Annotated in this window: 20 protein-coding genes; 12 read left to right on the top strand and 8 right to left on the bottom strand. The window is 71.2% G+C overall.

Annotation, left to right across the window (positions count from 1 at the left end):
- Positions 1–6: 6 nt before the first annotated feature.
- A complete protein-coding gene (locus VFV21_RS10300; protein ID WP_329669332.1) occupies positions 7–1,788 on the top strand; it encodes an acyl-CoA dehydrogenase C-terminal domain-containing protein in 1,782 nt (593 codons plus the stop codon).
- A gap of 71 nt (positions 1,789–1,859) precedes the next feature.
- Positions 1,860–2,393, top strand: coding sequence for a DUF2059 domain-containing protein (locus tag VFV21_RS10295; RefSeq protein ID WP_329669331.1), 534 nt, complete (start codon positions 1,860–1,862; stop codon positions 2,391–2,393).
- Positions 2,394–2,450: 57 nt separating this feature from the next.
- On the opposite strand, the gene VFV21_RS10290 is transcribed toward VFV21_RS10295, so the two are convergent.
- Positions 2,451–3,026: a DUF1415 domain-containing protein gene (locus tag VFV21_RS10290; RefSeq protein WP_414638545.1), complete on the bottom strand. Its 576-nt coding sequence runs from the start codon at positions 3,024–3,026 to the stop codon at positions 2,451–2,453.
- A gap of 8 nt (positions 3,027–3,034) precedes the next feature.
- Positions 3,035–4,336 carry an NADH:flavin oxidoreductase/NADH oxidase family protein gene (locus VFV21_RS10285; protein WP_329669330.1) on the bottom strand — a complete coding sequence of 434 codons (1,302 nt, stop codon included), beginning with the start codon at positions 4,334–4,336 and terminating at the stop codon, positions 3,035–3,037.
- Positions 4,337–4,436: 100 nt separating this feature from the next.
- Between VFV21_RS10285 and VFV21_RS10280 the strand changes: the two genes are divergently transcribed.
- Positions 4,437–4,832, top strand: coding sequence for an MAPEG family protein (locus tag VFV21_RS10280; protein ID WP_329669329.1), 396 nt, complete (start codon positions 4,437–4,439; stop codon positions 4,830–4,832).
- Positions 4,833–4,880: 48 nt separating this feature from the next.
- Here the strand turns inward: VFV21_RS10280 and VFV21_RS10275 are convergent, their stop codons facing one another.
- A complete protein-coding gene (locus tag VFV21_RS10275; protein WP_329669328.1) occupies positions 4,881–5,792 on the bottom strand; it encodes a sensor domain-containing protein in 912 nt (303 codons plus the stop codon).
- Entirely contained in the window at positions 5,789–6,154 is a 366-nt protein-coding gene (locus tag VFV21_RS10270; protein ID WP_329669327.1) for a PadR family transcriptional regulator, read from the bottom strand. The genes VFV21_RS10275 and VFV21_RS10270 overlap by 4 nt, the downstream gene beginning before the upstream one ends.
- A gap of 141 nt (positions 6,155–6,295) precedes the next feature.
- Here VFV21_RS10270 and ygiD point away from each other — a divergent pair, with 141 nt between their 5' ends.
- The 5 genes from ygiD (at position 6,296) to VFV21_RS10245 (ending at position 10,711) form a co-directional block, all read left to right on the top strand.
- Complete coding sequence (gene ygiD, locus VFV21_RS10265) at positions 6,296–7,084, top strand: 4,5-DOPA dioxygenase extradiol (RefSeq protein ID WP_329669326.1); 789 nt, start codon at positions 6,296–6,298, stop codon at positions 7,082–7,084.
- A gap of 6 nt (positions 7,085–7,090) precedes the next feature.
- Positions 7,091–7,957: a bile acid:sodium symporter family protein gene (locus VFV21_RS10260; protein ID WP_329669325.1), complete on the top strand. Its 867-nt coding sequence runs from the start codon at positions 7,091–7,093 to the stop codon at positions 7,955–7,957.
- Positions 7,954–8,547: a class I SAM-dependent methyltransferase gene (locus VFV21_RS10255; protein WP_329669324.1), complete on the top strand. Its 594-nt coding sequence runs from the start codon at positions 7,954–7,956 to the stop codon at positions 8,545–8,547. Before VFV21_RS10260 ends, VFV21_RS10255 begins: the two co-directional genes overlap by 4 nt.
- A gap of 65 nt (positions 8,548–8,612) precedes the next feature.
- Complete coding sequence (locus VFV21_RS10250) at positions 8,613–9,608, top strand: serine/threonine protein kinase (RefSeq protein WP_329669323.1); 996 nt, start codon at positions 8,613–8,615, stop codon at positions 9,606–9,608.
- A 185-nt stretch (positions 9,609–9,793) separates the two neighbouring features.
- Entirely contained in the window at positions 9,794–10,711 is a 918-nt protein-coding gene (locus VFV21_RS10245) for a peptidylprolyl isomerase (protein WP_414638544.1), read from the top strand.
- A gap of 57 nt (positions 10,712–10,768) precedes the next feature.
- Here VFV21_RS10245 and VFV21_RS10240 read toward each other — a convergent pair whose 3' ends face one another.
- Positions 10,769–11,668 carry a DUF2785 domain-containing protein gene (locus VFV21_RS10240; RefSeq protein ID WP_329669322.1) on the bottom strand — a complete coding sequence of 300 codons (900 nt, stop codon included), beginning with the start codon at positions 11,666–11,668 and terminating at the stop codon, positions 10,769–10,771.
- Between the two features lie 97 nt (positions 11,669–11,765).
- Here VFV21_RS10240 and VFV21_RS10235 point away from each other — a divergent pair, with 97 nt between their 5' ends.
- From VFV21_RS10235 to VFV21_RS10225, 3 genes are read left to right on the top strand one after another with little or no spacing between them, the layout of a single operon-like run.
- Complete coding sequence (locus VFV21_RS10235; protein WP_329669321.1) at positions 11,766–12,059, top strand: YkgJ family cysteine cluster protein; 294 nt, start codon at positions 11,766–11,768, stop codon at positions 12,057–12,059.
- A gap of 1 nt (position 12,060) precedes the next feature.
- Positions 12,061–12,312 carry a GIY-YIG nuclease family protein gene (locus VFV21_RS10230; protein ID WP_329669320.1) on the top strand — a complete coding sequence of 84 codons (252 nt, stop codon included), beginning with the start codon at positions 12,061–12,063 and terminating at the stop codon, positions 12,310–12,312.
- Complete coding sequence (locus tag VFV21_RS10225; RefSeq protein ID WP_329669319.1) at positions 12,309–13,235, top strand: DMT family transporter; 927 nt, start codon at positions 12,309–12,311, stop codon at positions 13,233–13,235. Before VFV21_RS10230 ends, VFV21_RS10225 begins: the two co-directional genes overlap by 4 nt.
- Here VFV21_RS10225 and VFV21_RS10220 read toward each other — a convergent pair.
- Entirely contained in the window at positions 13,232–13,777 is a 546-nt protein-coding gene (locus VFV21_RS10220; RefSeq protein WP_329669318.1) for a YaeQ family protein, read from the bottom strand. The two genes, VFV21_RS10225 and VFV21_RS10220, sit on opposite strands and share 4 nt — an antisense overlap.
- Positions 13,778–14,011: 234 nt before the next feature.
- On the opposite strand from VFV21_RS10220, the gene VFV21_RS10215 reads away from it, so the two are divergent.
- Positions 14,012–14,536, top strand: a complete 525-nt coding sequence (locus VFV21_RS10215) for a response regulator (RefSeq protein WP_414638558.1) — start codon at positions 14,012–14,014, stop codon at positions 14,534–14,536.
- A 7-nt stretch (positions 14,537–14,543) separates the two neighbouring features.
- Here VFV21_RS10215 and VFV21_RS10210 read toward each other — a convergent pair whose 3' ends face one another.
- Together VFV21_RS10210 and VFV21_RS10205 are read right to left on the bottom strand one after the other, a co-directional pair.
- Entirely contained in the window at positions 14,544–15,800 is a 1,257-nt protein-coding gene (locus VFV21_RS10210) for a GGDEF domain-containing phosphodiesterase (RefSeq protein WP_329669316.1), read from the bottom strand.
- Complete coding sequence (locus tag VFV21_RS10205) at positions 15,797–16,996, bottom strand: HD-GYP domain-containing protein (protein WP_329669404.1); 1,200 nt, start codon at positions 16,994–16,996, stop codon at positions 15,797–15,799. Before VFV21_RS10205 ends, VFV21_RS10210 begins: the two co-directional genes overlap by 4 nt.
- Between the last annotated feature and the right edge of the window lie 3 nt (positions 16,997–16,999).

Here is a 16,999-nt window from a genome sequence, read left to right as displayed (position 1 = left end):
TCGACCATGCCCCAGTACACCGCTCCGCTGCGCGACATGCATTTCGTGCTGTTCGACCTGCTCAAGGTCCAGGATGAGCTCAAATCGCTGCCGCGGTATGCCGACGTCGACCGGGAGACCATCGAGGCGGTGCTGGAGGAAGGCGCGAAGTTCGCCAGCCAGGTGATCCAGCCGCTCAACCAGGTGGGCGACCGCGAGGGCTGCACCTGGCACGGCGACGGCGTGGTCACCGCGCCGCCCGGGTTCAAGGAGGCCTACGCGCAGTTCGTCGAAGCCGGCTGGCCCTCGGTGAGCTGCGATCCGGACTTCGGCGGCCAGGGCCTGCCCGCGATCGTCAACAACCGCCTGTACGAAATGTGGAACTCGGCCAACCAGGCCTGGCTGATGTACCCGGGCCTGTCGCACAGCGCCTACGAATGCCTGCACGCCTTCGGCACCGACGAGCAGAAGCAGGTCTACCTGACCAAGATCGTCTCGGGCGAGTGGACCGGCACCATGTGCCTGACCGAACCGCACTGCGGCACCGACCTCGGCATCCTCAAGACCAAGGCCGAACCGAACGGCGACGGCAGCTTCGCGCTCAGCGGCACCAAGATCTTCATCAGCGCCGGCGAGCACGACCTGGCGCCGAACATCCTGCACCTCGTCCTCGCCCGCCTGCCCGACGCCCCCGCGGGCACCAAGGGCATCTCGCTGTTCCTGGTGCCCAAGTTCATCCCGGACGCGAGCGGCCAGCCCGGCGAGCGCAACGCCATCCAGGCCGGCTCGATCGAACACAAGATGGGCATCCACGGCAACGCCACCTGCGTGATCAACCTCGACGGTGCCCGCGGCTGGCTGATCGGCGAGCCGCACAAAGGCCTGGCGGCGATGTTCGTGATGATGAACTCCGCGCGCCTCGGCGTCGGCATGCAGTCGCTGGGCCAGGCCGAAGCCGCGCACCAGAACGCCGTGGCCTACGCCAAGGACCGCCTGCAGGGCCGCGCGCCCACCGGCGCCGCCCAGCCTGCGAAGGCGGCCGACCCGATCATCGTGCACCCCGACGTGCGCCGCATGTTGCTCACCAGCCGCGCCTACACCGAGGCCGGCCGCGCCTTCACCACCTGGACCGCGCTGCTGATCGACCGCGAGCACGCGCATCCCGACCCGGCCGTGCGCGAGGAAGCCGACGAGCTGATGGCGCTGCTCACGCCCGTGGTCAAGGCCTTCATCACCGACAACGCCTGGGAAACCACCACGCTTTGCCAGCAGGTGTTCGGCGGCCACGGCTACATCGCCGAATGGGGCATGGACCAGTTCGTGCGCGATTCGCGCATCAACATGATCTACGAGGGCACCAACGGCATCCAGGCGCTCGACCTGCTGGGCCGGAAGGTGCTGATGGACGGCGGCAAGAAGTTCGGCCGCTTCGCCACGCTCATCCAGGCCTTCCTGGAGGAGCACGCCGCGAACGCCGCCATGGCCGAATTCACCGGGCCGCTGGCCAAGCTGCTGGCCGATACGGTGGCGCTGACCAAGGACCTGGGCGCGCGCGCGCAGGCCAACCCGGACGAAGTCGGCGCCGCTTCGGTGCCCTACCTGCGCATCATCGGCCACCTGGCCTACGCGTGGATGTGGGCGCGGATGGCGGCCGTGTCGCTGCAGCACGGGGGCGAAGGGTTCTACGGCACCAAGCTGGCGACCGCGCGCTTCTACTTCGCCTGGCTGCTGCCGGAGACCGCGCACCAGTTCCGGGCGGCCCGCGCCGGCGCCGCCACCCTGATGGCGATCGCCGCCGACGACTTCTGACGCCACCGGCGGTCGCGCCCGCGCGCGTCCGTCTGGCACACTCGTCGCACCCCACACGTCCCAGGAAAGCCATGACCCTCGTCCGCCGCCTGCTCTGCACCCTGCTCCTGGCCCTGCCGCTGGCGGCCGCGGCCCAGCCCGCCAACCCGCCCGCCGCCGACCCCGAAGCCCGCAAGGAAGCGCTGCGCCTGCTCGACGCCATGGACATGGACACCCAGCTCGCCGGCGCGCTGAAGGTGATGATGGACATGCAGCTGCAGGAAAAGCCCGAGCTGGTGCGCTACCGCCACGTGATGGAAGCCTTCTTCGCCAAGCACATGAGCTACGACGCGCTGCGCGAGCCGCTGGTCGAGCTCTACGCGCAGGAGTTCACCGCCGCCGAGATGCGTGCCGCGAGCGACTTCTACTCGACGCCGGCCGGCAAGACCTTCCTGGCCAAGATGCCGCGGATGATGCAGCTGGGCGGCGAGCTCGGCCAGCGCCAGGTGATGGAGAACATGGGCGAACTGGTCGCGGCGCTGCAGGCCGAGGACGCGCGCCTGGCCGAGGAAGCGGGCGCTTCCGGCGCCGACGAAGCCTCGGACGCCGCCAGCAACGACAAGTAAGCGGGAATACCACGCGCCGGGGCTCCGACCGGCGGCGGCCCCCGCCGCCCGCCCCGGCTAGCGCGCGAACAGCTTCTTCCAGCCTTCGGGCCCGAGCGCGCGCAGCGCCGCGATGTTCGCTTCGTAGATCCGGTTCGCCTCCGGGAACGCGGCCACGGCCTTGTCCACGCTGTCCTCCCGCAGCAGGTGCAGGGTCGGGTACGGCGCGCGGTTGCTGTAGTTCGCCATGTCGTCGGCGTCGCTGTCGGCGAACTGGTACTGCGGATGGAAGCTCGCCACCTGCAGCACGCCGTCCAGCCCCAGCTCCTCGACGGCCGCGTCGGCGATGTCGAGGAAATCGTTGTAGTCGAGGAAATCGCCCAGCACCCGCGGGTGCACCAGCAGCGTGGTCTCGATGTCGCCCGGGTCGGCCGAGGCCAGCAGCTGCAGCTCGTGCAGCAGGTCCTCGATCAGCGCCTCTTCGGTTTCGGCCTGGCTGACCACGTAGCGGATCTGCCGCTTCACGTGCACCGCCTTGGCGAACGGGCAGAGGTTCAGGCCGATCACGGCCTTCTCCAGCCACTCGCGCATCGCCGCCACCACCGCCTCGTCGGCCAGCGGCTCGTCGCCGTGCATGGGATCGTGGGTGTGCATCGGGCCTCCTAACGCGTGAGCCGGGCGGCCTTGCCCAGGTCGTTCCACCAGTAGCGCGCGAACGAGCGCAGCATGCCACGCCCGAGGTCCGGCGCGCGCCCGTCGGCCAACCGGTCCATCTGCTGGTAGTACCAGCCCTGCGCGCCGAGCACGTTCACCATCTTGGGCAGCAGCCAGGGGCTGGCCGGCGACAGCCAGCCGCGCGGGCGCAGGTGCAGGCGGCGCTCGTAGGCCGGCAGCTCGTCGATCTCGCGCGCCAGCAGCCGCCGCGCCACGTCGGGATGCGTGCAGAACGGGCGGGCCAGGCCGATCAGGTCGGTGTCGCCGCTGGCCAGCGCCGCCTCCATGCCGGCGCGGGTGCGGAAGCCGCCCGTCACCATCATCGGCATCGTCGCCACCTTGCGGATGGCGGCGGCGTAGTCGAGGAAATAGGCCTCGCGGACCTTGGTGCTTTCGCGCACCGCCACCGCGTCGCCGTCACGGCCCGAGACGCCGAGCAGGCGCGGCTGCTCGTAGTTGCCGCCCGAGATCTCGAGCAGGTCGAGCCCGCAGCCATTGAGCAGCTGCACCACGCCAAGGCAATCGGCATGGCTGAAGCCGCCTTTGCGGAAGTCGTCCGAGTTGAGCTTCACCGACACCGGGAAATCCGCGCCGACCGCCTTGCGCACCGCGCGCACGGCCTCGACCAGGAAGCGTGCGCGATTCTCCAGCGACCCGCCCCAGGCATCGGTGCGCTGGTTGGTGACGGGCGAGAGGAAGCTGCTCAGCAGGTACCCGTGCGCGCCGTGCACCTGCACGCCGGTGAAGCCGGTCTCGCGCGCGATCACCGCGACCGCGGCGAAGCGCTGCACCAGGTCGAGGATCTCGTCCTCGCGCAGCGCGCGCGGGCGCGCGTAGTTGCCCAGCAGCTCGAGCTGCACCGCCGACGGCCCCACCGGCTGGCGCGTGGCGTAGCGCGGCGACTGCCGGCCCGCGTGCGAAATCTGCATCCACAGCCCGTTGCCGCCGACCGTGCCCGCCGCGGCCCAGGCCTTGAGCCGTGCGCGCGCCTCGGCGTCGACGCTGGGCGCGTGCGTGGTGTCGATGGCGACATTGCCCGGGCGCTCGATCACGTGCCGGTCGATCATCACGTTGCCGGTGACGTGCAGGCCGGCGCCGCCCTCGCTCCAGGCGCGGTAGAGGCGGACGTGGCGTTCGGTCGCGCGCAGTCGCGCGTCGCCCAGGCCCTCGGTCATCGCTGCCTTGCAAAGGCGGTTGGGAACGACGGCGCCACAGGGCAGTTTCAGCGGCTGGGCCAGGGGATCGCTCATCACGGGTTCGCGGGCCGGGTCGGGATGGCCACGATACCGGATTCACGACAGCCATCGCCCGCCGGGCTAGAGTGGCGCCACTCCATCGCCAAGGCCCGCCATGCATCCGCTGATCGCCCTCGTCACCCTGCTCACCATCGTCCTGATGATCGCCTGCACGATCCTGGTGGGCCGCGCGCGCGGCAAGTACAAGATCCTGGCCCCGGCCACCACCGGCCACGAGGGCTTCGAGCGCGCGTTCCGCGTGCAGATGAACACCCAGGAAGGCGCGATCATGTTCCTGCCGACGCTGTGGCTGGCGGCGTACTTCGGCAACCCGGAGTGGGCGGCGCTGGCCGGCGCGGTGTGGCTGGCCGGGCGCATCTGGTACGCCGCGGCCTACGCCGTGCCGGGCCGCAACCGCGGCCCGGGTTTCGCCATCAGCCTGCTGGCGCTGGCGGTGCTGCTGGTGATGGCCGCGTGGGGCGTCATCTGGACGCTGCTGTTGGCCGGCTGAGTCTTGCCGGGATCGCGAGGCCACGCGGCCCCGCGATCCCCTCCGGCATCAGTGCTGCGCGGTCTTCACCAGCAGGTGCTTGGCCAGCGCACCGTGCACCTTGCCCACGCCGCGGGCGAGATGCAGCACCACGAACAGGCCCAGCACGCCCACCACGATCAGCACCGGCGCCGCCACCAGCGGGCTGGCGAACGGCCACACGTGCAGCGTGCCCTCGAGGTCCAGGAGGCCCGTGCCCTCCAGCAGCGCGGCGAAGCCGGCCACCACCAGGCCCAGCGACACCGACAGCCCGGTGATCGCCGCGGTGAAGTAAACCGTGCCCAGCGGCAGCATCAGCACCTGGTAAAGCATGGTCGACCAGGTGCGCGGATCGGTGAACATCGCCGCGATCCGCTCCAGCCAGGGCAGCCCGCGGCCGACGTAAAGGGGACGGCGCGGCATGCGCTCGCCCAGCATCGCTTCCACCAGCCGGCCTTCCACCAGCGCCAGCAGCCGCACGATGCCGACGAACAGGATCACCACGGGGATGCCGATGACCAGCATCGCCATGCCCGCCGACAGGCTGATGCCGGTCACGACGGTCGTGAAGTAGACGATGCCCGTGGCCAGCGACAGCAGCATGTAGAACAAGGCCGTCCAGGCCCGCGAATCCGCCGCCACGCCGAAGAAGCGACCGGCGAGGCTGGCGCGCGGCGCCGGCGGCGGCGTGCGCAGCGCCTGCGCCACCTGGACTTCGGTATCGCGGTAGATCGCCGCGACCTCGGCCGGGTCGCCGTAGCTGCCGGCGATGCTGGCCAGCAGCGCGGCCTCGTCGGTGCCGGGGTTGTCGGCCAGCTCCGAGCGCAGGTATTCCTCGGCGTCGTACAGCGCGTCCTGCACCAGGGAGGGGTCGGCGCCGCGCAGCTCGCGGCGCAGCGCGTCGAGGTATTCGGGGATGGTGCCCGGGGTAGCGGTATTCATCGCAGTTGTCCTTCCAGCACGGCGTCGACGGATTGGCGGGTGGTTTCCCAGCTCGTTCGCCACTCGGCCAGCACGCGCTGGCCCAGCGGGGTGATGCGGTAGTAGCGGCGCGGCGGGCCGCTGACCGAAGGCTCGACGTGGCTGTCGGCCAGGCCGGCGGCGCTGAGGTTGCGCAGCACGGGGTACAGGGCGCTCTGCTTGCCGCCCAGCAGCGGGTCGCCGGTCTGCTCCAGGCGCTTGGCGATCTGGTAGCCGTAAAGCGGCTCGCCGGACTGGGCCAGCACGGCCAGCAGCACCAGGGACACGGTCCCGGTGCTGAGCTCCTTCTGGAACTTCTTCAGGTGCGGCTCGGTGTCGCTCATCGCACTCTCCGGGCGCTGGGTATAGCGCCATTGACGGTATCGTTGAGTCAATACTAGGCAAACCACCCGGGGGGCTCTCAGTGCCGGAAGTCAGGGTGGTAATGTCATGCCCAAACCCACCCCCCACCGGAGAAGTCCTCGATGAGCGCTGCGTCCATGAACGGCCCGATGCCCGCGGTTTTCCTGGGGCACGGTTCGCCAATGAACGCCATCGAGGACAACGCCTGGCGGCGAAGTTGGCAGGCCCTGGGCCAGCGCCTGCCGCGGCCCGAGGCCATCCTCTGCATCTCGGCGCACTGGGAAACCCAGGGCGTGTACGTCAGCTCGACCGAGAAGCCCGAGACCATCCACGACTTCCACGGCTTCCCGCGCGCGCTGTTCGACGTGCGCTACCCGGCGCCGGGCAGCCCCGCGCTGGCGCACCGCGTCGCCGAACTGATCACGCAGCCGCGCGTGCACCTCGACAGCCACCGCGGCCTCGACCACGGCGCCTGGGGCGTGCTGCGCCCGATGTACCCGGAGGCCGACATCCCGGTGGTGCAGCTGAGCCTGTCGAGCCTGCAGCCCGGCGCCTGGCATTACGACCTGGCGCGCCAGCTGGCGCCGCTGCGCGACGAGGGCGTGCTGGTAGTGGGCAGCGGCAACATCGTGCACAACCTGCGCCACTGGAAGCCGAACCAGGCCGAGCCCTACGACTGGGCGCAGCGCTTCGACGAGGACATCGCCGACCGCATCGCCGAAGGCCACCACGAAGGCATGCTGGGCTACGAAACCCTGGGCCCGGACGCGCTGCTCGCCATCCCGACGCCCGAGCACTACCTGCCGCTGCTGTACGTCCTGGCCCTGCAGCGCGAGGACGACGCGGTCGAGTTCTTCAACGACAGCGTGGCGAGTTCGATCTCGATGCGCTCCGTGCTGGTCGGCGCCTGACCGTCCGTGGCCGACAACGCGCTGCTGGTGGTGTTCCTGCCTATCGCGCTGGCAGTGGTGATGGCGGGGCTGGGCCTGCACCTCACGCTCGCCGACTTCCGGCGCGTGCTGCAGGTGCCGCGGGCCGTGGCCGTGGCGCTGGTCGTGCAGACGCTGCTGCTGCCGCCGGTGGCCATCGGGCTGTGCCTGGCTTTTTCGCTGCCGGGTGAACTGGCCCTGGGCCTGGTGCTGCTGGCGGCGTCCCCGGGCGGCGTCACCGCCAACCTGTTCAGCCACATCGCGCGCGGCGACGTCGCACTCAACATCACGCTGACCGCCATCAACAGCCTGCTGGCGCTGCTGACGCTGCCGCTGTGGACGGCGCTGGCGCTGTCGTGGTTCCTGGGGGCCGAGGCGCACGTGCCGCCGCCGGTGGGCAAGGTGCTGGAAGTGGCGGTGCTGGTGATCGCCCCGGTCACGCTGGGCATGGCGCTGCGCGCCTGGTACCCGCGGCTGGCCGATGCCGCCGAGAAGCCGGTGCGCACGCTGTCCTCGCTGCTGCTGGGCGTGCTGATCGCGCTGGCCTTCTACTCCGAATGGGACACCGTGCGCGCCTTTGCGCCAGTGGTCGGCCTGGCCTGCATCAGCTTCAACCTCGCCAGCCTGCTGTCGGGCTACTTCGCGGCCAAGGGCGCGCGCCTGGCCGAGCCGCAGGCGATCGCGATCGGCTTCGAGATCGGCATCCACAACGGCACCCTCGCCATCTTCATCGCCATCGAGGTGCTGGGCCGCACCCAGGCCACCATCGCGCCGGCGATCTACTCGCTGAGCATGTACCTCACCGGCGCGGTGTTCGCCGCCTGGCTGCTGCACCGCCGGAAGCGCACGGCGTGAGCAAGGCCTACGACAAGCGCTACTTCGACTCCTGGTACCGGCAGCGCGACCTCGGCGGCAAGGCCGCGCTGGCGCGCAAGGTGGCGCTGGCGGTCGCGCTGGCCGAATACCACCTGGGCCGCCCGATCCGCTCGGTGCTGGACGTGGGCTGCGGCGAAGGCGCCTGGCGCGCGCCGCTGCTGGCACTGCGGCCGAAGCTGCACTACATGGGCCTGGATTCCAGCGAGTATGCGATCGCCCGCCACGGCGCGCGCCGCAACCTGCACTGGCTGCCCTTCGGCGACCTGGCCGCGCTGCCGCCGATCCGGCCGGTGGACCTGCTGGTGTGTTCCGACGTGATGCACTACCTGTCGGACGAGGAGCTCAAGCGCGGGCTGGCCGAGTTCGCGCGCCTGTGCGACGGCGTCGCCTTCCTCGAGGTGTTCGCCGAGGGCGACGAGATCGTGGGCGACCTGCACGAGATGCGGCGCCGGCCGGCGGCCTGGTACCGCCGCGCCTTCGCCCGCGCGGGGTTCACGGCGGTCGGTTCGCACACCTACCTCAGCGCCCCCGTCGCCGCGGCGGCGACCGCGCTCGAACTGCCGCGCTGACGCCAGCCGCTGGTCGCCGCCACGAAAACCGCACGCGCGAGGGCCGCCGCGGGTAACCTGCGCGCATGAATCCCGCCCCTGGCGACACGCCCTACGCCGACCTCGGCCCCGACCGCATCCTCGATGCGGTGGAATCGCTGGGCCTGGCCAGCGACGGCCGCGTGCTGTCGCTCAACAGCTACGAGAACCGGGTCTACCGCATCGGCATCGAGGGCGGCCCGCCGCTGGTGGCGAAGTTCTACCGGCCCGGCCGCTGGACCGACGCCGCCATCGCGGAAGAACACGCCTTCTCGGCCGAGCTGCTGGCCGCCGACCTCTCGGTGGTGGCGCCGATCGTGCACCGGGGCCGCACCCTGCATCCGTTCGAAGGCCACCGCTTCGCGCTGTTCCCGCTGCGCGGCGGTCACGCGCCGGAGCTGGGCGACCGCGCGGTGCTGACCCACCTCGGGCGCGTGTTGGGCCGGATGCATGCGGTCGGCGACGGCGCGCGCTTCCATCACCGCGGCCACATCGGCATAGAGAGCCACGGCGTGGCGCCGGTCGACTTCCTGCTCGAGGGCGGCTGGCTGCCGCCCGACCTCGAGGACAACTTCGCCACCCTGGCCGACGCGCTGCTGGACGCAATGGATGACGCCTGGGCTCGCGCCGGCGACGTGCACGAACTGCGCCTGCACGGCGACTGCCACCCCGGCAACATCCTGTGGCGCGAGGACCAGGCGCACTTCGTGGACCTCGACGACTGCCTGTCGGGCCCGGCGGTGCAGGACCTGTGGATGCTGGCCGGCCGCCGCGAGGACAGCGCCACGCCGCTGCGCTGGCTGCTGGAGGGCTACGAGCAGTTCCGCCGCTTCGACCGCCGCGAGCTGCACCTGGTGGAAGTCATGCGCACGCTGCGCCTGCTGCACTACAACGCCTGGATCGCCCGCCGCTGGCACGACCCCGCCTTCCCCGCCGCCTTCCCCTGGTTCGAGGCCCCCCGCCACTGGGAATCCGTCATCACCCAGATGCAGGAACAACTCGCCGCCCTGCACGAGCCGCCACCCGATCCCGAAGCGGGCTAGAGCGGTTCGGACGCGGATTTACGCGGATAAAAGCGGATAGGGCAAAAATAGTTTGGCTGGCGCCCCACCCTTTGACTGACTTTGCGTTATCCGCGTCCATCCGCGTAAATCCGCGTCAAATGCCCTTAATGCCGCACCGGCGAATCGGTTAGGCTCAGCCAACCAACCTGCCCGGAAGCCACGCCATGACGCTGCGCCCTGCCCTGCTTGCCCTTGCCCTGGTCCTGCCGCTGGGCACGGCCTGCGCCACCAGCCCGCCGCAGAAAGCGCTGACCATGCAGGACGTGATCGACGCCTCGACGCCGGAGGACTGGCGCACGCTCGACCCCGAGAACACCCTCTACCTCGAACTGGCCGGCGGCCGGGTCGTGATCGAGCTGGCGCCGGCCTTTGCGCCGCAGCACGTCGCCAACATCCGCACCCTGGTGCGCGCGGGCTACTTCGATGGCCTCACGATCAATCGCTCGCAGGACAACTTCGTCGTGCAGTGGGGCGATGCCGAGGGCGAAGACCCCGCCAAGGCGCGCCCGATGGGCGAGGCCAAGGCCAAGCTGCCGGCCGAGTTCATCCGTCCGAGCGAAGGACTCGACTTCACGACCTTGCCCGACGTGGATGGCTGGGCCCCGGAGGTCGGCTTCGTGCAGGGCTTCCCGGCGGCGCGCGACCCGAAGGCCGGCATCGCCTGGCTGGCGCACTGCTACGCCACCGTCGGTGCCGGGCGCGCCGCGGCCGCGGACAGCAGCACCGGCAACCAGCTCTACGTGGTCACGGGGCAGTCGCCGCGCCAGCTCGACCGCAACATCACCACGGTCGGCCGCGTCGTGCAGGGCATGGAGCTGCTGAGCGTCCTGCCGCGCGGCACCGGCCCGCTGGGCTTCTACGAGAAGCCGGAGCAGCGGGTGCCGATGCTGTCCATCAAGCTCGCCGCCGACGTGCCCGAGGCCGAACGCGCCAAGCTCGAAGTGTTCCGCACCGACCGCCCGGCCTTCGCCCAACTGGTGGAGTCGCGCCGCAACCGCCGCGACGACTGGTACGTGCACCCGGCCGGCCACATCGACCTGTGCAACGTGCCGGTGCCGGTGCGCGTGGCCGCTGCCGAATAACCGGGTCGCCGCGACGCATGGCGCCGCCCGGGTCGCGGCGGCGCTTTCCACCTCAAATCAGGGAACGGCGCGCATGGCGTCTGCCACCGCGGGCACCTTTGCCTTCAGCACCTCGCTGTCGCTGGCGTCGAGGGACACATACAGCGCTAGCAGGAAGCCGCGCGCATTGTGCCGTCGCGCCAGCCCGGCTTCCGAGCGATAGGCCTCGGACCAATCCGCCATCGGGGCCGGCGCCGACACGCGCGCCAGCCAGGCGCGCCATTCGGACTCGTCGTGCAGGCCGCGCTGCAATGCGAAAAGCACCGGGCGGACCAGCCGTTCCGACTCGCCGTGGACATAGGGCGGCGCGCCGGCGGGAGCGACCTGCGCGGCCACGGCGTCCATCAGCCGCGACAGCCGGTCCTTGTCGAGGGCGGGGTTGAGCGCCAGCTGCATGAGCAGGTCGGCGCCGTGGGCAACGCCATGGCGCCAGCCTTCGCCGTCCGTGAACCCCCGGTAGTCGCGGACGCCCTCGACGTAGCGGGCCGAGGCCTCGACCAGCGCTGCGCGCTGCACGGGCGTCATCCATGCCGAGACCCGGTCCGTGCGGGCCACTTCCGAAAGCACGAGCGCCGCGAACGGCGCTTCGACGCCGGCTGCATCGGTGGCTGCCAGCCGCGCCTGCAGGTCTTCGAGCAGGGCTTCGCGGGTCGCCTGCGATAGCGAGGGCTCGGCGCGCAACCAGGTCGCGAGGCCTTCGTAGGCGATGCCGTCGCGCAGCGCCGGGTCGCGGTCGGCCAGGCAATCCACCAGGCCGAGCGCCAGCCGCTCGCGGGATTCGGGTGCCAGGCCCTTGAAGCCGCCGGCCTTGAGCGCGTCGAGCTCGCCGCGGTCCCAGCCCCGCGGCGGACAGGCCGCCCCGGCCGCCAGTGGCGCGAGCATCAGCAGTGCGGCGAACGCAGCGGGCAGCGGGCGCATGGCGGGTCTCCGGGCGGGGGCTTCGATGCTACGCCCGCACCCCTCCCGTGACAGTGCCGTTGGTACCGCGGCCCGGTCGGCATGGGACAATGCCCGCGTGGACACCGACCCCGCCATCCAGTGCAGCGACTGCCAGGCCTGCTGCTGCCAGCTGCCCGTGCGCGTGCTGCCGGGCGACGCGCCGCCCGATCATTTCCTCGATGAAGACGAGGACGGCTACCTGATCATGGCCAAGGCCGACGACGGCTGGTGCGTCGCGCTCGACCGCGAGCGCATGTGCTGCGGCATCTACGAACAGCGCCCCTTCGTCTGCCGCGAGTTCGCGATGGGCGGCGGCGACTGCGCCGAGGTCCGCGACGACTGGCGCCGCATCGCGCTGAGCCTGCGCTGACGTGGCCTGGTTCGTGTACCTGGTCGAATGCCAGGACGGCAGCATCTACACCGGCATCGCCGTGGACGTGGACAAGCGCTACGCCGAGCACGCCGCCGGCAAGGGCGCGCGCTACACCCGTTCGCACCCGCCACGCCGGCTGCTGGCGCGGTTCGAGCATCCCGACCGCTCCAGTGCCCTGAAGGCGGAGTACGCCATCAAGCAGCTGCCGGCCGAGGCCAAGCGCGCGCTGGTCGCCGGAGGCGGCGCATGACGCCGGCGGCGAAGGCGCAGTGGCAGATGCACGCCTGCGTGCTGCTGTGGGGCTTCACCGCGATCCTGGGCAAGGCGATCACGCTCGACGCGATGGCGCTGGTGGTCTGGCGCATGGGCCTGGTCACCGCGGCGCTGCTGCTGGTGCCGCGGGTGTGGCGCGGGCTGCGGGCGATGCCGGCGCGGCAGCTGGCCATCTACGCCGGCATCGGCTTCCTGGTGGCGCTGCACTGGCTCACGTTCTACGGCGCGATCAAGCTCGCCAATGCCTCGGTGGCGGTGACCTGCATCGCGCTGGCCACGGTGTTCGTGCCGCTGGTCGAGCCCTGGATCACCGGCCAGCGCTTCCAGCCGCGCGAACTGCTGATCGGCGTGGCGGTGGTGCCGGGCGTCGCGCTGGTGGTCGGCGGCGTGCCGGCCGAGATGTACCTGGGCATCGTCGTGGGCACGGTCTCGGCGCTGCTGGTGGCCTTCTTCGGCGCGCTCAACAAGCGGCACGTCGAGCGCGGCGACCCGCTCACGGTCACCTTCGTCGAACTGGGCGCGGGCGGCCTGTTCCTGGCGCTGTGCACGCCGCTGCTGCCGTGGTTCGGCTCGCCGCTGGTGCTGCCGGGGCTGCGGGACGGCGTGCTGCTGCTGGTGCTGGCGATGGCCTGCACCCTGCTGCCGTTCGCGCTGTCGCTGGTGGCGCTGCGGCACCTGAGCGCGTTCTCGGCGCAGCTGGCCGTGAACCTGGAGCCGGTGTACGCGATCCTGCTCGCCATCGTGCTGCTCGGCGAGCAGCGCGAGCTGGGCGTCATGTTCTACGCCGGCGTCGCGATCATCCTGGCCGGCGTGTTCGCGCACCCGCTGCTGGTGCGGCGGCCGCCGCACCGGGCCGACCCGATGCCGCTGGGCACGGCGGAATCGAAGACGGTGGACTAGCCCGGGCCGCGGCGCAGGCGCGGGGTGATCTCCAGCGTCACGTCGCCGTCCACCAGCTGCAGCACGCCGTCCTGGACCATGGCCTGTAGCTCCATGCCGCGCCTGAGCCGCGCGGCCAGCGCCTTCGCATCCTCGGGCGACACATCGACCACGGTGAGGTTGCGGCAGCGGGCCAGCGCGGCTTCGTTCTTCTCCCACCACAGGTCGGAGGCACGGCCACCGTAGGTCAGCACCACCACCTCGGCCGCGCGGCCGCAGGCCTTGCGCACGCGCGATTCGTCGGGATGCCCCAGCTCGATCCACTGCTCCACCAGGCCGGTGAGGTCCTTGCGCCACAGGTCGGGCTCGTCCTCGGTGCTCAGGCCGCGGCCGAATTCCAGCCGCTCGTCGGCGAACAGGGCGAAGGCGAGCAGGCGCAGCATCAGCCGCTCGTCGGTTTCGGATGGATGCTGGGCCAGCACCAGGTCGTGGCCGGCGTAGTAGTGCCGGTCCATGTCGCTGACCTGCAGCTGGGCCTTGTAGACGGTGGATTTCGGGGCCACGGGCGCTCCTGGGGGCGTCGTTCGGGCCGGCAGGGTGCGCGCTGCGGGCGACGATGTCCAGCCCGCGCCGGCCGCGATTGCCAGCCGGGCGCGCGACAGGGACACTATCGCCCATTCCGCGTTGGGGAGCGCACGGTGTCCTTCTACGACAAGATCAAGCTGATGTTCGGCTGGGACACCCGGCCGGTGAGTCCGAAGGCGTCCAGCGAGCCGCTGCTGGCCGACGACACGCCGATGCCCCCGGCCGCCCCGGCCGCGCCCGTGGAAACCGGACCCAAGGGCACCGAACGCCGCGGCAAGCCGCGCATGAACGCGCGCCCCGGCACCCGCATGCTGGTCGTCGACGACTCGCCCACCATCGTCGCCCTGCTTGGCCGCATGCTGCGCCAGAACGACTACACCGTGCTCGAGGCCGGCGACGCCGAGGCCGGGCTCGAGATCGCCCGCACCCAGGCGCCCGAACTGATCTTCCTCGACATCGTGCTGCCGGGCATGGACGGCTTCGCCGCCCTGCGCCAGCTGCGCCGCGACCCGGCCACGCGCGACATCCCGGTGATCATGATCAGCGGCAACGAGCAGGCCACCGAGCAGTTCTACGTGCACCGCATCGGCGCCGACGATTTCATGAAGAAGCCCTTCGCGCGGGCCGAGGTGTTCGCGCGCATCGAGCGCCTGCTTGACGCCCACTCGGTGCCGCGCCGCCTGCCTGCGCAGCCGCAGGCGGCAACGGAATCGGAAGGCGAACCGGCGGGAAGCTGAGCCGCGCTCAGCGCGTGGCGATCATCGCCGCGACGAACTGCGCCGCCGGCTTGGCGTGGCCCAGCACGTAGCCCTGGGCGTAGTCGCAGTCGAGTTCGGCCAGCTTGCCCAGCGTGGCCTTGTCCTCCACGCCCTCGGCGACGACCTGCATGCCCAGGTGGTGGGCGAAGTCGATCATGGCCTTGGCCAGCTTGGCCGAGCGCGCGTTCTGCACCATGCCGGTGACGAAGGAGCGGTCGATCTTGAGCTCGGTGGCCGGGAATTCGCGCAGGTAGGCGAAGGACGAGTTGCCGACGCCGAAATCGTCGATGGACACCCGCACGCCCTCGCCGGCCAGGCGGTCGAGGATGTGCGCGCCCCGGTCGAGGTCGGAGATGATCGCGGTCTCGGTGACTTCGATCACCAGGTCGCGCGGCGGCACGCCCCAGAGCTTGAGCGCATCGAGCAGGTGCTCGACCAGGCCGCGCTCGGCGAAGGCCACCGCGGAAAGGTTGATCGACACCGGCAGCCGCAGGCCCGCCTTCCGCGCCTCGACCGCGTGCTGCAGGCTGGCATTGACGCTCCAGCGGGTGAGCTCGGCGATCATGCCGCTGGTTTCGGCCATGGCCACGAACTGCGCCGGGCTGATCGGGCCCAGCCTGGGATGGGTCCAGCGCGCCAGCGCCTCGGCGCCGGTGATGCGGGCGGCGCGCAGGTCCCAGATCGGCTGGAAGTGGACCTCGAGCTGGCCGGCGTGGATGGCATCGCGCAGATCGGACGGCGAAATCAGCGGCGTCGCGTCGCGCGGCGGCGCCAGCGACATGCGGTCGGCGGAGGACTCGGCCAGCGCCAGCGCGGCCTCGGCGCTGCGGCAGAGCGACTCGGCGTCGTCGCCGTGGTCGGGCGTCACCGCCACGCCCACCGCCACCGGCGTCATCACCGGGCGTCCGTCGAGCTCGAGCGCCTGCTCGAACTGCCGCAGCAGCCGCGCCGCCGCCAGCAGGGCGTGGTTGCCGTCGTTGACGGTCGGGAGGAACACCGCGAAATCGCTGGCCCCGAGGGCGATCACCTCGTCGCCCGGGCGCAGGGCGGCCTGGGCCTGGGCCTGCATCCGGGTCGCGAGTTCATCGGCGACGGCCGGGCCGTGCTGGATGTTGAAGGCACGCGAGCCCAGCAGGCTCATGCGCAGCAGCGCCATCGGCTCGCCCTTGCGCAGGCTGCCGCGCACGTAGGGCTGCAGGTGGGCCAGCAGCTCGGCGCCGCGCAGGGCCAGGGGCGCGTTCATGCCAGGAACAGCGCCGCCGGGTCGAGGCCGTGGGCGCCGGGCTCGAGCGAAGTGACGATGCGCACCGCGGTGCTGCCGCCGGCGTCGCGCTCGACCGCCATCAGGTCGATGTCGCGATACGGACGGTAGGCGCGCTTGTCGGCGTCGAGCAGCAGCATCACCCGCGGCCGCAGGCGCCGGGCCTGGTTCTGGGCCATCACGATGCCGACTTCGCCGGAGCTCAGCTCGACCAGCGAACCGGTGGGATAGACGCACAGGCACTGCAGGAACTGCTCGACCACCTCGCCCTGGTAGAGCTTGTCGCTGGCGCGGTAGACGGCCTGCAGCGCGACGTGGCGCGACGCGCCCTTGGCGTGCGGCCGGTCGCTGCAGATCGCGTCGTAGGTATCGATGATGCCACCCATGCGCGCGGCCAGCGGGATCTGGTCGCCCTTGAGGCCGTTCGGGTAGCCGCTGCCGTCGTGCCGCTCGTGGTGGCCGGCGAGGATGTCGCGGGCCCAAACGCCGTGCAGGCCGGATTCGTCGAACACCTTCAGGCCCTCGGCGACGTGGCTGCGCATCGCCACCACCGCCTCGGGCGACAGCGGCCCCGGGTGCTTGAACAGCTCCTCCGGCAGCGCCGCCTTGCCGATGTCGAGCAGCATGCCGCCGGTGGCGAGGTCCACCAGCACCTCGCGCGGCAGCGCCAGGTGCCGGCCGAACGCGGCGGCCAGGGCGCTGCAGTGCACGGCGTGGCTGTAGGCGTAGTCGTCGCGGCGCAGCAGCGCCATCAGCCAGAAGAAGGCATCGACGTTGCGGATCAGGCTCTCGACCATCGGCTCGACCGCATCATGGATGTCGCCGGCGACCAGGCGCCGGCTGCCGCGCACGTCGGCCTCGAGCCGTTGGGCCAGCTTGCGGGCGCTGGCGTGGGCCTCGCGGGCGCGCGGGAGTTCGTCGTGCAGGTCGACGGTGTTGCGGTACTCCTGCACCCGTGGCGGGAACACCGACTTGCCGTTGCGCCCCAGCGTCAGCAGCGGCTCGGCCGGCGCATTGCTCTTGACGACGTCGATGAAGACGCTGGTGCAGTAATTGCCCAGCAGCTCGACGTCCTTCTCGGACTCGATGAAGAAGCCCTGGAACGGAAAGGGCGTGCCGACCCAGTCGCGGTCGAGGCGACTGACGAACATCCCCTTCTCCAGCAGACCCACCAGCATCCG

Source organism: Arenimonas sp., assembly GCF_036275555.1.
Lineage (GTDB): Bacteria > Pseudomonadota > Gammaproteobacteria > Xanthomonadales > Xanthomonadaceae > Arenimonas.
The sequence above is the reverse complement of the archived record's forward strand: the minus strand, read 5'-3'. Positions and strand labels throughout refer to the sequence as shown.

Bases quoted from the DNA above. Each gene is read 5' to 3' on its own strand.
- VFV21_RS10300 (WP_329669332.1), top strand. From the start codon at position 7: ATGCCCCAGTACACCGCTCCGCTGCGCGACATGCATTTCGTGCTGTTC.
- VFV21_RS10295 (WP_329669331.1), top strand. From the start codon at position 1,860: ATGACCCTCGTCCGCCGCCTGCTCTGCACCCTGCTCCTGGCCCTGCCG.
- VFV21_RS10290 (WP_414638545.1), bottom strand. From the start codon at position 3,026: ATGCACACCCACGATCCCATGCACGGCGACGAGCCGCTGGCCGACGAG.
- VFV21_RS10285 (WP_329669330.1), bottom strand. From the start codon at position 4,336: ATGAGCGATCCCCTGGCCCAGCCGCTGAAACTGCCCTGTGGCGCCGTC.
- VFV21_RS10280 (WP_329669329.1), top strand. From the start codon at position 4,437: ATGCATCCGCTGATCGCCCTCGTCACCCTGCTCACCATCGTCCTGATG.
- VFV21_RS10275 (WP_329669328.1), bottom strand. From the start codon at position 5,792: ATGAATACCGCTACCCCGGGCACCATCCCCGAATACCTCGACGCGCTG.
- VFV21_RS10270 (WP_329669327.1), bottom strand. From the start codon at position 6,154: ATGAGCGACACCGAGCCGCACCTGAAGAAGTTCCAGAAGGAGCTCAGC.
- ygiD (WP_329669326.1), top strand. From the start codon at position 6,296: ATGAGCGCTGCGTCCATGAACGGCCCGATGCCCGCGGTTTTCCTGGGG.
- VFV21_RS10250 (WP_329669323.1), top strand. From the start codon at position 8,613: ATGAATCCCGCCCCTGGCGACACGCCCTACGCCGACCTCGGCCCCGAC.
- VFV21_RS10245 (WP_414638544.1), top strand. From the start codon at position 9,794: ATGACGCTGCGCCCTGCCCTGCTTGCCCTTGCCCTGGTCCTGCCGCTG.
- VFV21_RS10240 (WP_329669322.1), bottom strand. From the start codon at position 11,668: ATGCGCCCGCTGCCCGCTGCGTTCGCCGCACTGCTGATGCTCGCGCCA.
- VFV21_RS10225 (WP_329669319.1), top strand. From the start codon at position 12,309: ATGACGCCGGCGGCGAAGGCGCAGTGGCAGATGCACGCCTGCGTGCTG.
- VFV21_RS10215 (WP_414638558.1), top strand. From the start codon at position 14,012: ATGCCCCCGGCCGCCCCGGCCGCGCCCGTGGAAACCGGACCCAAGGGC.
- VFV21_RS10210 (WP_329669316.1), bottom strand. From the start codon at position 15,800: ATGAACGCGCCCCTGGCCCTGCGCGGCGCCGAGCTGCTGGCCCACCTG.
- VFV21_RS10205 (WP_329669404.1), bottom strand. From the start codon at position 16,996: ATGCTGGTGGGTCTGCTGGAGAAGGGGATGTTCGTCAGTCGCCTCGAC.